The sequence below is a fragment of the Streptomyces sp. NPDC050534 genome, assembly GCF_044457745.1.
In the GTDB taxonomy this organism is placed as follows: domain Bacteria; phylum Actinomycetota; class Actinomycetes; order Streptomycetales; family Streptomycetaceae; genus Streptomyces.
In genome coordinates this window covers 1-12,529 of the sequence record NZ_JBITHF010000022.1, presented here as the reverse complement: position 1 = coordinate 12,529, position 12,529 = coordinate 1, and the positions used below count along the sequence as shown (strand labels likewise).

Sequence of the window (12,529 nt, the reverse complement as noted above, 5' to 3'; positions counted from 1 at the left end):
ACCGGTACGGCCCGCCGCGTCGGACGGATGCGGGTCCCGTGCAGCGGGTACCTCGGGCGGGCCGTCACCGGTGCGGGCGCCCCACCGGTGACGGGCGACGTCACCTCTGTACGGGCACGCCGAGCACGGACAAGGTGCCGTCGAGGTATGCGGCCCGGGTGGCCCGGCGCTGGATCTTTCCGCTGGACGTCTTCGGAATGGTGCCGGGGTGGACCAGCACGACGTCGCGCGCCGACAGGCCGTGGGCCTCGGCGATCGCGCTGCGGACCTGGTCGGCGATCTTCTCCGCCTCGCCCGCCGTTTCCGGGGCCACCTCTGCGACGACGACGGGCTGCTCGCCCTCCGCGGCGCCGTCCACGGAGAACGCGGCCGTGCAACCTGGCCGCAGCGCCGGATGCGACAGCTCCGCCGCCAACTCCAGGTCCTGCGGGTAGTGGTTGCGGCCGTCGATGACGATCAGGTCCTTGAGACGGCCGGTGACGAACAGTTCGCCGTTCCGCAGGAACCCGAGGTCGCCGGTGCGCAGAAAGCGGCCCTCACGGCCGGTCAGCGTGGCCCGGAAGGTCTCGCGGGTGGCGAGGGCGTTGCGCCAGTACCCCTTGGCGACGCTCGCGCCGCCGACCCAGATCTCGCCGACCTCGCCCTCGGGCAACTCCTCCTGCCCCTCGGGGTCGGCGATCACCACGCTCAGGCCGGGGCCGGGACGACCGCAGCCGACCGCCGCCGCGTCCGCAGCGCCCGCGTGCGGGCCACTCCCCCCGGCGTCGAGCAGCGTCGGCGCGGCGTCCACCGAGCCGCCGGTGACCATCAGGGTGGCCTCGGCGAGGCCGTAGCACGGGTAGAGGGCCTCGCGGCGGAAGCCGGCCGCGCCGAAGGTCTCGCTGAACCGTCGCAGGGTGGCGGCCCGAACCGGTTCGGCGCCGTTGAAGGCGACCCTCCAGCTGCTCAGGTCGAGCTCCCCGAGGAGCCCGGGAGTGGCGTGCTTCAGACACAGCTCGTACGCGAAGTTGGGGCCGCCACTGGTGTGCGGGCGGTAGCAGGTGACCGCGCTGAGCCAGCGCTGGGGCTGCTGCAGGAAGTGCAGCGGCGAGAAGAGGGTGGCGGTCACACCGAGGTGGACCGTGTTGAGGACCGGGCCGATGAGGCCCATGTCGTGGTACACGGGCAGCCAGCTGACGTACATCTCGTGGCCGTACTCCGCGATCGTGTCCGGGGTGTGCCCCATCCGCTCCGTGACGACCCGTTCGTTGTCCACCAGATTGCCGTGCGTCACCATCACCCCGCGCGGGGCGGAGGTGGAGCCGGAGGTGTACTGCAGGAAGGCGACCGAGTCGGCGGTGAGGCCGGGTTCGCGCCAGGAGCCGGCCGCATCGTCGGGGATGTCCTCGGTGGTGACGCAGGTGATCCCGTCCATCTCGGGCAGGTGTTGCGCCAACTCGCCCAGGGCGCCCATGACTTCACGTCCGCCGAGGATCACCTTGGTGTTCGCGTCGGCGATCAGCCGCTTCATCCGGATCAGGGCCCGGTGGTTCTGCGACCGCCCCCGCGGGGGCACCCCCGGCACGGCGATGACACCGGCGGCGAGGCAGCCCAGGAACGCAGGGACGAATTCGAGGCCGGGCGGATACAACAGCATGGCGCGGGAGCCGGCCAGACCGCGCTCCTGGAGCCAGGCGGCGATGGCATGGGAGCGGCGGGCCAGTTGCCCGTAGGAGATGTCCTGGATCTCACCGTCACAGTCACCCGTGACGAGGTACCGGTACGCGGTGCGGTCGGGCTGTTGCGAAGCGTGCGCGGTCAATAAATCGACCAGAGTACGAACCATGTGACAGTCTCACCCGTTCGGATCAGCGGGCGAGGGAACTGGAGTTCGATGTCCGCGTGATACGTACACGCGGAAGCCCTGGGTCGACCCGGCCCCCTTGCCAGGTCACCCTTCTCGTCTCCCCGCCGGAAAGCTGTGGCGATGCCGCCACAGAATCCCCGCCCCCCACTTGATTGCTACCAACGAGTAGCACCATAACAAGTCCCGTGGGTCACCGGGCTGGAGGCATGTAAACGCTGCGTGTCCAAACGGCCGGCGCAACCGGCCGCGGCCGCCGGACTGGATCGTCGAACTCGGCATCGGCACCGGACGGCCGCCCGTCCAGGTGCACGCCGGTGACTGCTACATGGCGGGCAAGCGGCGCCGCACCACCGGCCGCGACGAGGCCCGCCGGCTGCTCGCCGACGGGCTGCGCGCCTGCACCCACCGCCGACCCGAGACCGGGAGTGTAAATCTAACGGCGAATCCGACGATCATGGAAGAGACGCCAAGTGACTGATACCGCCGTGGAGTTGGAGACCGTGGAGCCTGCCGAGAGTGCCCAGCCTGGTCAGTGTGCCCGTGTCCGACGAGCAGCTCGTCGCGATGCCGGTGGAGCGTGCCCGGTCGGAGGGGCTGCAGCTGACCGGGCAGGGCGGGCTGCTGCAGCAGCTGACCAAGCGGGTGCTGGAGTCCGCCCTGGAGGGCGAGATCACCGAGCACGTCGGCTACGACAAGCACGACATGGCCGGCGGGAACAGCGGCAACAGCCGTAACGGCACCCGGGCCAAGACGGTGCTGACCGACGTCGGCCCGGTCCAGGTGAAGGTGCCCCGCGACACCGCCGGCACCTTCGAGCCGCAGATCGTCCGCAAGCGGCAGCGCCGGCTGACCGGCGTGGACGAGATGGTGCTTTCCCTGTCCGCGAAGGGCCTCACGCACCGGGAGATATCGGCTCATCTGGCCGAGGTGCACGGGGCGGAGGTGTCCAAGCAGACCATCACCACGATCACGGACTAATCCGTTGCTAAGGCGGCCAGGATCCGCACGATGGTCCGGCTGTCCCTGGAGTCGGAGGTATGCCTTTTGAGTCACCGGCCGGTCAGGTCCAAACGTAGATCTGCACCTCCGGCGCCGCCCATCGAACCTCAACTTCCGCATGTTCGTTGGCATTTGTGATACGAGCCCACCACGCGGTGATCTCTTGCAGCACGCGAGCATTTCGGCTCCTGCGCAGACCGAGACCCGCGCGGGGCGCGTCTGCGGTCCGGTTGAGCGGAAACCGGACCAGCGGCAGGCCGTACTCCGCACCGACCGGCAGCGCGCCGCTACGGAGCGCGGCGGAGACGTCCTCAACGGCCGCGGCTCGGGCCTCCGGACCGGCCGTGTAGAGCACAACCAACTGGAGGCGTGTGTTCAGCACCATGTTCTGCAGCACGTTCAGTTCGACTGGCTTGCCACCGTCGTTGGCGTAGGTCGAGATCGTGCCGCTGGTTCGCAGCACGGCCAGGTCCAGTGAGAGGTTCGTGCCCAGCGCCACCTCTGCGACGATGTCGACGCCGTCCGGGGCGATCTTGCGGATGTCGGCGGTCGGGTCGCCCTCGCGGTAGTTGATCACGTGGTTGGCTCCGGCGGCGATGGCCAGCCGGCCTTTCTCCGGGCTGCTGATCGTGCTGATCACGGTGGCGCCGGCCCATCGGGCGAGCTGAATCACCGCGTGCCCGACCTCTCCGGCCCCGCCCGCGGCGAGCACCACCTTTCCGTCGAATGCCCCGGGCCGCAGCCGACGGGGCCCGTCCTCGGCGACGGTGAGCGCGCGGTGCGGCGCGGTCGACGCGGGGACGCCGAGTGCGGCGCCGACGTCGAAGCCAGCCTCATCGGGCAGCGGCACGGCCTGCCCGGCAGGCACGACGGTGAACTCGGCGGCGGTGCCGGTGGGCCGTCCGGCGGCGGCCATGAACAGCCAGACCCGCTGACCGACCCGGCTCTGGTCGACACTCTCACCGACGACGTCGATCGTGCCGGCGCCCTCGAGGTGCGGGGTGACCTCCAAGAAGTGCTCGCCCCCGCAGGCTGGTCCACCGCCTCGGCCACGCTTACAGGCGGTACTCCCTGGCCCAGGTGTCCGGGCAGCGCACGACAAGGGCGGCGACGTCGTCGTCGAGCTCTCCGCCGCTGTAGTGGAGCAGGGCCGCGTGAAGCCGGTCGAGCAGTTCGCGGGGCGGCATCTGGCCCTGCTGCTGCGTCCAGTCCGGCAGGGGGAAGAACGTGCCGGTGCGGTTCCGGGCCTCCGTCACCCCGTCGGTGTAGAGGAGCAGCTGGTCGCCGGGGGTGAAGTCGAAGGTGTCCACGCGGTGGTGCTCGCCGATGAGCGTCGTCAGATTGAGAGGCGGCGAGGGGGTGGTGGCTTCAAGCAGCCGGGTTTTGCCCTGGTGGATGAGCAGGGCTGGGGGGTGCCCGCAGCTGAGGAGTCTGACTTGGCCGGCGTCCTGGGGGATCTCGGTGATGAGGGCGGTGGCGAAGTGCTCCGGCCGGTCCAGGAGGGGGAACGCGGCACTGTGACGAGTGATGGTGACCTCCAGGCGATGCACGATGCCGCTGAGATCGGGCTCGTCGTACGCGGCCTCTCTGAAGCAGCTGATCAGCGCGGAGGCCGCTCCGACCGCGGACAGGCCCTTGCCGCGCACGTCGCCGATGAGCAGCCGGACCCCGTACGGCGTGTCGGCCGCCTCGTAGAAGTCGCCACCGATCCGGGCCTCCTCCTGGGCCGCCAGGTACAGGGCCTCGATCTCTATGTTCTTCATGCGGCGCGGCAGGGGACGCAGCAGCACCTCCTGGGCGGCCTCGGCGACAAGTCGGACGTGGAACAGCATCTCCTCGCGCTGCAGCCGGACATGGCTGGCGTAGGCGGCCGCCAGGGTGACCGCGACGATGGCTGCCGACGTGTAGGGCGTTCCCAGGTCGGTGTAGACGAAGCCGAGACCGATCATGACCAGGAGGCAGAACAGTCCGAGCAGGAGCGTGGGAAGCACGGGCCACATGGCTGCGGCAAGGGCGGGAGCGGTGGGAAGGAGGCGGCTGAAGGCGATCTGCCTTGGGGTGGAGAACGCCAAAGCAGCGATGAGGGCGGTGAGGATCACGGGTGACAGCGTGGCCGCTTCCCACCGGCCGCCGCGGAGAGGATGCCGACGCCACCGCCGCCCAGTCCCGATCACAAAGTGCATCATAACGATAGGAACCAGACATCGGGCTCGGATGGCAGACGCGGCTCAGTGCTGATGATCAGACACGCGGCAGGATGCGGCGCCATCCGGCCGACGAGGGCGCGCCGGGCCCGGCGCGCCCTCGCTGGGACCCCTCACTCGGTGCGCCGCGAGAGCTGCCCCCCATCACGGCCCATCGGTCTGCTCGTCACGCCGTGGGTTCACCCTCTCCGGACAGGCGTCTTGAGTCATCCAGGTCCACGATGCGGTGTTATCAAGGGTATATGCAGGGATATCTCAGCCGATTGCGGACCTCACGTCCTCCGCCCGCCGATGGCCGGCGGACTCGGCGCCTGTCCGTACTGATCCCGCGCAGCGCGGCGGGGCAGGTGTTCCTCGTCCAGAGCGTGATCGTGGTGCTGCTGGTGGTGGCCGCGGTGGCGGGCATCATGCTGCAGGCGGCGCGCGACGCAGTGCGGCAGGGGCGTCGGGAGTCGGTGGTGGCAGCCCAGTCGTTCGCCAGCGCCCCCGGTGTGAGCCTGGCGCTGCGCAGCCCGGACCCGACCGCCGTGCTGCAACCGCGAGCCGAGGAGGCGCGCAAGCGGGCGGGCATGGACTTCATCGTCGTCATGAGCACGGACGGAATCCGGTACACGTATCCCTACCCCGCCGAGATCGGGAAGAAGTTCGTCGGCACCATCGAGCCGGCGCTCGAAGGCCGTACCGTCGTCGAACAGGCGGGCGGTCCCCCTCTGCCGGCGGGCAAGGGGACGGCCATCCAGGCGGTCGTCCCGGTGACCGATGCGCGCGGCCGGATCGTCGGCCTGGTCTCCGCGGGGATCACCGTCAAGAACGTGGCGCGGCTGTGGATGCCGCAGCTGCCGATCGTCCTGGGCGTCGGCGCGTTCCTGCTGGTGCTGGCCGCGGCGGGGACGACTGCGGTGTCCCGGCGACTGCTGCGGCAGACCCATGGGCTGGCCCCGACGGAGCTGGCGCGTTTGTACGAGCACCACCAGGCGGTGCTGCACGCGGTGCGGGAGGGAGTTCTGATCATCGGCGAGGACCGACGGCTGCTGCTGGTCAACGAGGAGGCCAAGCGGCTGCTGGGCCTGCCGGCGGACATGGAGGGGCGGCACGTGCGGGAGCTGGGGCTTCCCGAGCAGATGGAGCGCGTGCTCGCGTCCCCGCAGAAGGTCACCGACGAGGTGTACCTCGCCAACGACCGGTTGCTGGCGGTGAACAAGCGGCCCACGTTCCCGGAGGCCGACCACGCGGGCAGCGTGGTGACGTTGCGGGACACCACGGAGCTGGCGGTGGTCTCGGGGCGGGCCGAGGTGGCGCTGGGGCAGCTGAAGCTGCTGTACGAGGCGGGAATGCGGATCGGGACGACGCTGGATGTGGAGCGCACCGCCCAGGAGCTGGCCGACGTGGCGGTGCCCCGGTTCGCCGACGTCGTCGCGGTGGACCTGCTGGACTCGGTGGTGCGCGGCTCTGAGCCGACCACGGAAGGCTGGCGCCACCTGCTGCGGTCCGCGATCAGCGGAGATCAGCGGATGCTGCCGGTGTACCGGCTGGGTGAAGTGATCACGTTCTCGCCGGAGACTCCGCAGATGCTGGCCCTGGAACAGAGCCGCGGTGTCCTGGAGGCGGACCTGCGGCAGGCCCACGGCTGGCAGGAACAGGATCCGGAACGCACTCGAAGGGCGCTGGAGCTCGGGTTGCACTCCCTGGTGACCATGCCGCTGCGGGCACGGGGTGTGCCCCTGGGCCTCGCGCACTTCTACCGGACGGAGGGCTCGCCCGCGTTCGGGCCGGAGGACGTGGCCTTCGCGGAAGAGCTGGGCGCGCGGGCGGCGGTGGCCATCGACAACGCCCGGAGGTATACCCGCGAGCACGCGATGACGGTGACACTGCAGCGCAGTTTGCTGCCCCGGGGCCAGCCGGAGCAGGACGCCCTGGAAGTGGCCTGGCGATACCTGCCGTCGGAGGCGGGAGTGGGCGGGGACTGGTTCGACGTCATTCCGCTGCCGGGCGGACGGGTGGCGCTGGTAATGGGCGATGTCGTCGGCCACGGACTGCACGCCTCGGCGACGATGGGGCGGCTGCGCATCGCTGTGCACAACTTCGCCACACTGGACCTCCCCGTCGACGAGGTCCTCGGGAAGCTGGACGATCTGGTCGTCCGCTTGGATGACGAGGATGACTCCGGCGCCGCCCCCGACGACCAAGAGGGGGCGGGGCTTACCGGAGCGACCTGCCTGTATGCGATCTACGACCCGGTGGCGGGGATCTGCACGATGGCCCGTGCGGGGCATCCCGGACCCGTGGTGGTGAACCCGGACGGGACGGTCCTCTGCCCGGAGGTACCGGCCTCGCCCCCGTTCGGCCTCGGAAGCTACCCCTTCGAAACCGCCGACGTGCACCTGGCGGAGGGCTCCCAGCTCATTCTGTACACCGACGGGCTGGTCAAGAACTCCGCCCACGACATCGACGCCGGCCTCGACGGACTGCGCCGGGCGCTGGGCGGAGCAGGGGCCGGGCAGCGCACTCCGGAGGAGACCTGCCGTGCGGTGATCGAGGCATTGAAGCCGGACCGGCTCTCGGACGACATCGCACTGCTGGCGGCGCGGACCCGGCAAGTTCCGTCCTCGTCGGTGGCCGAATGGAATGTCCCCTCGGACACGGCCGTAGTGCCCTCGGTGCGGGCCGAGTGCAGGACGATTCTGAGCGGGTGGGGGCTGCAGGAGACCGCGTTCACCACGGAGCTGATCCTCAGCGAGCTGGTCACGAACGCGATCCGGTACGGAGCGCCACCCGTGAAGGTACGCCTGCTGCACGGACGCAGTCTGATCTGTGAGGTGTCGGATGGCTCCAGCACCTCTCCGCGACTGCGGCGGGCGGCGACCACGGACGAGGGCGGGCGGGGGTTGTTCCTCGTGGCGCAGTTCGCCCAGCGGTGGGGGACGCGGTACACGTCTCACGGCAAGGTCATCTGGGCGGAGCAAATCCTGCACGACGGCGCATCCGATCCCGCGGACGACACGCCGGTCGACGTTCTCCTCGAACAGTTCGGGGATCCCCTGATGTGAGGCCGGTGCCCGTGTCGGTGTCGGTGCCACGGGACGCTTCCCGATTGACGACGGCCGGTGCCTCCTGGGCGGATCGAGTGCACATCCGCTGGCAGATCTCGAGCGAGACGAACAGACCCGAAACGACCTTGCGCATGATTCCTCCGTGATGAGTTCGGGGTCGGCCGCCATCGCGCCCGGGACGGTCCTGTGGCCGCTACGAGCCGACCCCGTCGGCTACCCGAGGAAAGCTAAGCGGGCATCGAGGCCGAGGTCTTGTACAGAAGCGACAGGGGGCTCCGCCTCGTACGAAGAGCACAGCCCGGTGGCGGTCCGGCCGATGTACCGGGTCAAGGACCGCGCCATGTGCGGCTGGTCGAAGTACCCCAGCCGGTGCACGACCTCCTGGGCCGACAGACCCTCCTGGATCAGTACCGCCGCCTCACGGGCGCGATGGATCTGCCGTATAGCACCCCGGGTGAGGCCCGTCGCCGCGACAAAGCGGCGCTGAAGGGTACGTGCGGAGACACGCGGGGCAGCGCCGTCGTGAACCTTCCCCTTGATCGTGGACACCTGGAGACTGGGATCTGAGGTTCCAGGGGAAGTGGCACCAGGTGGGAAGCAAGTACACAAAGCGGTGCACCGAAGAGTTCAAGCGGGACGCGATCGTGCTCGTCGACTCCTCGGGCAAGACGGTCACGGCGGTCGCCCGGGAACTCGGCATCAGCTCCGAGTCCCTGCGCGGCTGGTACCGCAAAGCGAAGGCGGAGCGGGGCGAGAGCACCCCGGCGAATTGAGCAGTGCCGAGCGCGAGGAGTTCAAGCGGCTGCGGCGGGAGAACCGGGAGCAGCAGCAGACGAGCGCGATCCTGAAAAAAGCGACCGCCTTCTTCGTGAAGGAGAACGACCGGTGAGCGAGTTGTGCCGGTTCATCTATGCGGAGAAGGCGAACTGCCCGATCGTTCTGTTGTGCCGGGTGCTGCACGTCGCCCGCTCCTCCTACTACGCGTGGCGCGAGGGCGAGGCCGCCCGCCATGCCCGGCAGGCCGCCGACGACGTGCTCGCGCACGAGATCACGGTGCTGCACGTCGCCTCCCGCCGCACCCACGGTGTCCCGCGCATCCACGCCGAACTGCGGCGTCTGGGGCGGCGGGTGAACCGCAAGCGCATCGCCCGCGTGATGCGCGAGCGCGACATCCGAGGCGTCACCCGGCGCAAGCGCCGCTCATTGACCCGGCCCGACAAGAAGGCGAAGCCGGCCCCTGACCTGATCGGCCGCGACTTTGACGCCGAGCGGCCCGGGATCAAGCTGGTCGGCGACATCACCTACCTGCCCACTGCCGAGGGCTGGCTCTACCTCGCCTGCTGGCTGGACCTGGCCACCCGCGAGGTCGTCGGTTATGCCATGGCTGATCACCACCGCGCAGAACTCGTCGTGGACGCCCTCGACATGGCCTACGGCCGAGGGAACCTGGAGCCCGGCTGCGTGATCCACAGTGACCGCGGCAGCGAATACACCTCGACCCAATTCTGCGACCGAATAAGGGAGTTGGGACTGCGGAACAGCTGCGGACGCACCGGATCATGCTTCGACAACGCAGCCGCGGAGAGTTTCTGGGCCCTGCTCAAGGAAGAGATCGGCACCCGCATCTGGCCCGACCGGGCGACCGCCCGCGCCGAGGTCTTCACCTTCATCGAGACCTTCTACAACCGCCGCCGCCTGCGCAAGCACAAGACCTTCGGCTACCTCACCCCGGTCGAGACCAGGCAGCGGCATCAACACGCCCTTGCGGCATAACCGACGAGTGTCCAAGATCACGGGGAAACGTCACCCACGTCCATGCTCGGCTGTTCATCGCCCGCCCCCTTCGTGCTGGTGGCCTGATCTTAGGCCTCTGGCTAGTGCTGTGACCGCCTAGGTTCACCGGGTTGGAGCGGTGCTTCCTTGCGCCGAGCGGGCGCTCAGACGCTCAGGAACGCTCGTGCGAGGAACCGTCGCGGGAGCGTGAAGGAGTCACCGGTGGTCGGATGAGCTTTGTCGTCGAGAGAGAACCAGCCTGCGTCGCTCCCGGTCGATCTCAGTGACGACGACCGTGACCTCGTCGCCGGCCTGGACGACATCTGACGGAGTTTCCACGGGCGTCGACGTGAGCTCTCGCAGGTGGACCAGTCCCTCGATCCCGTCGGCGACCTGGACGAAGACGCCGAACGGGACCAGTTTGTGACCCGTCCGTGCAGTTTCTGCCCCACCGCAGTGCGGTCGGCGAATGTTTGGAAGGGGTCCGGCTGTGTCGCCCGCAAGGACAGTCTGGCCTCCAGGTTCCATGTGTCGAACTGAAGGAACTCGGCTGAGACGCGCTGTCCGACCTGCACAACGTCGAAGGCTGCTTCGATGCGCCGCCAGGACAGTTCGGGGATCGTGATGAACCCGACTCCGGGGAAGACCGGGTGGTCAGGGCCATCGTCCAGCGCCACGAACACGCCGGACCGTTCAATCGCTGTGACGGTGCCGGAAAGGATGTCGCCGCAGTGCAGTGATTCCAGGAACGCCCAGAGTTCTGGGTTCTCGGACGGTCCGCCCATCATGCTCCCAGCCTTTCACAAGGAGCTGCGCAGTCGGCGGGAAGGGCGGTCACGCTGCAGTCTTGAGGGGACGTCCGCCCCAGCGGATGCCTTTATCGCTGCGGATGCGCGCGCGTTCCTTGCGTTCGGCGGCCAGGACGTCGCGATGACGGGCGTTGTCATTGCGCCAGCGTAGGTAGGCGTGCAGGGCCCGGGTCCGCACGGTGTGGTTGGGATAGTTCGAGTTGGCGATGGTGAACTGCCTCAGCGGTCCGAAGTGGGCCTCGATGGGGTTCGCCCACGAGGCGTAGGTCGGGGTGAAGCACCACTCGACCTTGTTCTTCTTCGCCCAGCGGCGGATGTCCGTGCCCTTGTGGGCGGACAGGTTGTCCAGGATGACGTAGATCGGTGCGCCGTCGGGCCGGGCGGCGCGGATCGACTTCAGCGCGGCCAGTGTGTTCGCGGCACCCTTCTTTCGGTGGTTGACGCCCCACAGGCGGTCGTCGCCGACCGAGTAGCAGCCGTGGAAGTACCGCACCCGGTGGGTGCGGTGGTAGGTGGCAGGCAGCCGGTCGGGATGTTTGCGTGCCGCCCAGCACGAGCCTGGGGCGGGCCTGATCCCGAGCGGGCCGAACTCGTCGAACGCGAACCCTGTCCGGGAAGTAGTCCAGGACTTCCTCGATCCGGTCCAGCTTCGCCTCGCGGTCAGGGTCGGGGGATTCCTTCCATGTCTTGGTGCGCTGGAAGGTGACACCGCGGCGGGCGAGCAGGCCGCGTAACGCCTCGCGGCTGATGCGGATCACCCGGCCATGGACCTTGCGCAGGTAGGCGACGAGCTTGCGCAGGGACCAGCGTGTGAACGGCTGGCCCAGCTTGGTCGGGCGGGTGGTGGCCGTCATTACGACGAAATCCTCGTCGTCACGGCTGAGCAGGCGGGGACGGCCTCCCGCCCACTGAGGGTCCAGACAGGCCAGGCCGATCTCGTTGAAGCGGTGGATCACATCCCGGACGGTGTCCTCGTCGGCCTGGACCAGCTGGGCGATCACCGGCACCCGGTTCCCGCCGGCCGAAGCCAGCAGCATCATCGCGCGCCGGTAGCGCACCGAGCTCGTGCTGCCGCGGCGCACGATCTGCTGCAGCATCTTCCCCTCCTGGTCGGTCAGTCTGCGCACACGGACAGGCTCGGCCACCGCACCTCCAGCAGTCGGATCGGATGTCACCCCACATCCAACCGCCGCGACCACCACCCCGGCGGACCTATGCGGTCAGAGCACTAGACGGGGCAGCATGCGCTCCACGCGCGACGAGGGGGGCGGCGGGCTGAGGCTTAGTCCATTTGGGCCGGTTACTGGCGTTCATCCCTTGCCGGACCTCATGGTGGACGCCATGACACAGCTTCGCGTGACGGCCTTGATGGCCGACGGCCAAACCATTCAAGTAACTGCCATCACGGTATGGCAGGAGGAATGGATCACACTGGAACCCGCAGAGGGGACCAGTGAAGACGAGATCCGTAAAGAGCTGGCGGAGAAGCTGAGGGCCTACTTGGAAGAGAACAATGAGCGGGCGCTTGTACTTCGTGGGCCCGACTCAGTGATTGTCTGCCCTCCCGGCAAAATCCCACTATTCCGGGTGCGATAGCTCCCGAAGGTCGGCGGCGTCTTAATGACCGAGTCAAGCCCGCGGGGTACCGTCCATCGGGTGAGGACGGTGCCCGTCCCGGATGGTGTGGAGAGCGGCCCGTAGCGCTTCAAGCTCGGCACGGGGGAAGGGACGTCCCCACTGGGATGCATAGCCCTTGTCGGCGTACAAGTGATCGTGCGCCACCTCGTACGGAGGAATGTGCACCGTTTCCAGTGCGGTGATGAGGTGGAAACCGTGAGTCTGCTGCTG

10 protein-coding genes and 4 pseudogenes are annotated in these 12,529 nt (G+C 68.8%); 6 read left to right on the top strand and 8 right to left on the bottom strand.

All coding sequences use genetic code 11. The features are described 5' to 3' along the window. Window positions 1–100 precede the first annotated feature (100 nt). Complete coding sequence (locus ACIBN2_RS43870; RefSeq protein ID WP_399143385.1) at window positions 101–1,825, bottom strand: fatty acyl-AMP ligase; 1,725 nt, start codon at window positions 1,823–1,825, stop codon at window positions 101–103. Between the two features lie 283 nt (window positions 1,826–2,108). Between ACIBN2_RS43870 and ACIBN2_RS43865 the strand changes: the two genes are divergently transcribed. Then, entirely contained in the window at window positions 2,109–2,324 is a 216-nt protein-coding gene (locus ACIBN2_RS43865; RefSeq protein ID WP_399143434.1) for a DUF6233 domain-containing protein, read from the top strand. 86 nt (window positions 2,325–2,410) lie between these two features. Then, window positions 2,411–2,821, top strand: a pseudogene (locus ACIBN2_RS43860) (transposase); the annotation flags it as partial. An 85-nt stretch (window positions 2,822–2,906) separates the two neighbouring features. On the opposite strand, the gene ACIBN2_RS43855 reads toward ACIBN2_RS43860, so the two are convergent. Together ACIBN2_RS43855 and ACIBN2_RS43850 are read right to left on the bottom strand one after the other, a co-directional pair. Then, complete coding sequence (locus tag ACIBN2_RS43855; protein WP_399143384.1) at window positions 2,907–3,857, bottom strand: NADPH:quinone reductase; 951 nt, start codon at window positions 3,855–3,857, stop codon at window positions 2,907–2,909. A 43-nt stretch (window positions 3,858–3,900) separates the two neighbouring features. Further along, on the bottom strand, window positions 3,901–4,944 hold the full coding sequence (locus ACIBN2_RS43850; RefSeq protein ID WP_399143383.1) for a PP2C family protein-serine/threonine phosphatase: 1,044 nt from the start codon (window positions 4,942–4,944) through the stop codon (window positions 3,901–3,903). Window positions 4,945–5,291: 347 nt separating this feature from the next. Here ACIBN2_RS43850 and ACIBN2_RS43845 point away from each other — a divergent pair, with 347 nt between their 5' ends. Then, window positions 5,292–8,096, top strand: coding sequence for a SpoIIE family protein phosphatase (locus tag ACIBN2_RS43845; RefSeq protein WP_399143382.1), 2,805 nt, complete (start codon window positions 5,292–5,294; stop codon window positions 8,094–8,096). Window positions 8,097–8,312: 216 nt separating this feature from the next. Here ACIBN2_RS43845 and ACIBN2_RS43840 read toward each other — a convergent pair whose 3' ends face one another. Beyond that, on the bottom strand, window positions 8,313–8,648 hold the full coding sequence (locus ACIBN2_RS43840; protein ID WP_399143381.1) for a helix-turn-helix domain-containing protein: 336 nt from the start codon (window positions 8,646–8,648) through the stop codon (window positions 8,313–8,315). Window positions 8,649–8,689: 41 nt separating this feature from the next. Here ACIBN2_RS43840 and ACIBN2_RS43835 point away from each other — a divergent pair, with 41 nt between their 5' ends. Both ACIBN2_RS43835 and ACIBN2_RS43830 read left to right on the top strand, forming a co-directional pair. Continuing rightward, window positions 8,690–8,872 carry a transposase gene (locus ACIBN2_RS43835; RefSeq protein WP_399143380.1) on the top strand — a complete coding sequence of 61 codons (183 nt, stop codon included), beginning with the start codon at window positions 8,690–8,692 and terminating at the stop codon, window positions 8,870–8,872. Window positions 8,873–8,984: 112 nt separating this feature from the next. Continuing rightward, window positions 8,985–9,872, top strand: a complete 888-nt coding sequence (locus ACIBN2_RS43830; RefSeq protein WP_399143379.1) for an IS3 family transposase — start codon at window positions 8,985–8,987, stop codon at window positions 9,870–9,872. A gap of 216 nt (window positions 9,873–10,088) precedes the next feature. Here the strand turns inward: ACIBN2_RS43830 and ACIBN2_RS43825 are convergent, their stop codons facing one another. The 3 genes and pseudogenes from ACIBN2_RS43825 to ACIBN2_RS43815 form a co-directional block, all read right to left on the bottom strand. Continuing rightward, the gene (locus ACIBN2_RS43825) at window positions 10,089–10,400 is read right to left on the bottom strand and encodes a S1 RNA-binding domain-containing protein (RefSeq protein ID WP_399143433.1); all 312 of its coding nucleotides are present in this window, start codon (window positions 10,398–10,400) and stop codon (window positions 10,089–10,091) included. 32 nt (window positions 10,401–10,432) lie between these two features. Continuing rightward, window positions 10,433–10,657: pseudogene (locus ACIBN2_RS43820) on the bottom strand (S1 RNA-binding domain-containing protein); the annotation flags it as partial. 49 nt (window positions 10,658–10,706) lie between these two features. Beyond that, window positions 10,707–11,826 (bottom strand): annotated as a pseudogene (locus ACIBN2_RS43815) (IS630 family transposase). A 196-nt stretch (window positions 11,827–12,022) separates the two neighbouring features. Between ACIBN2_RS43815 and ACIBN2_RS43810 the strand changes: the two are divergent. Further along, a complete protein-coding gene (locus tag ACIBN2_RS43810; protein ID WP_399143378.1) occupies window positions 12,023–12,277 on the top strand; it encodes a hypothetical protein in 255 nt (84 codons plus the stop codon). A 33-nt stretch (window positions 12,278–12,310) separates the two neighbouring features. Here the strand turns inward: ACIBN2_RS43810 and ACIBN2_RS43805 are convergent. Further along, a pseudogene (locus ACIBN2_RS43805) lies at window positions 12,311–12,529 on the bottom strand (hypothetical protein); the annotation flags it as partial.

Bases quoted from the DNA above. Each gene is read 5' to 3' on its own strand.
- ACIBN2_RS43845 (WP_399143382.1), top strand. From the start codon at position 5,292: ATGCAGGGATATCTCAGCCGATTGCGGACCTCACGTCCTCCGCCCGCC.
- ACIBN2_RS43825 (WP_399143433.1), bottom strand. From the start codon at position 10,400: ATGGAACCTGGAGGCCAGACTGTCCTTGCGGGCGACACAGCCGGACCC.
- ACIBN2_RS43810 (WP_399143378.1), top strand. From the start codon at position 12,023: ATGACACAGCTTCGCGTGACGGCCTTGATGGCCGACGGCCAAACCATT.
- ACIBN2_RS43870 (WP_399143385.1), bottom strand. From the start codon at position 1,825: ATGGTTCGTACTCTGGTCGATTTATTGACCGCGCACGCTTCGCAACAG.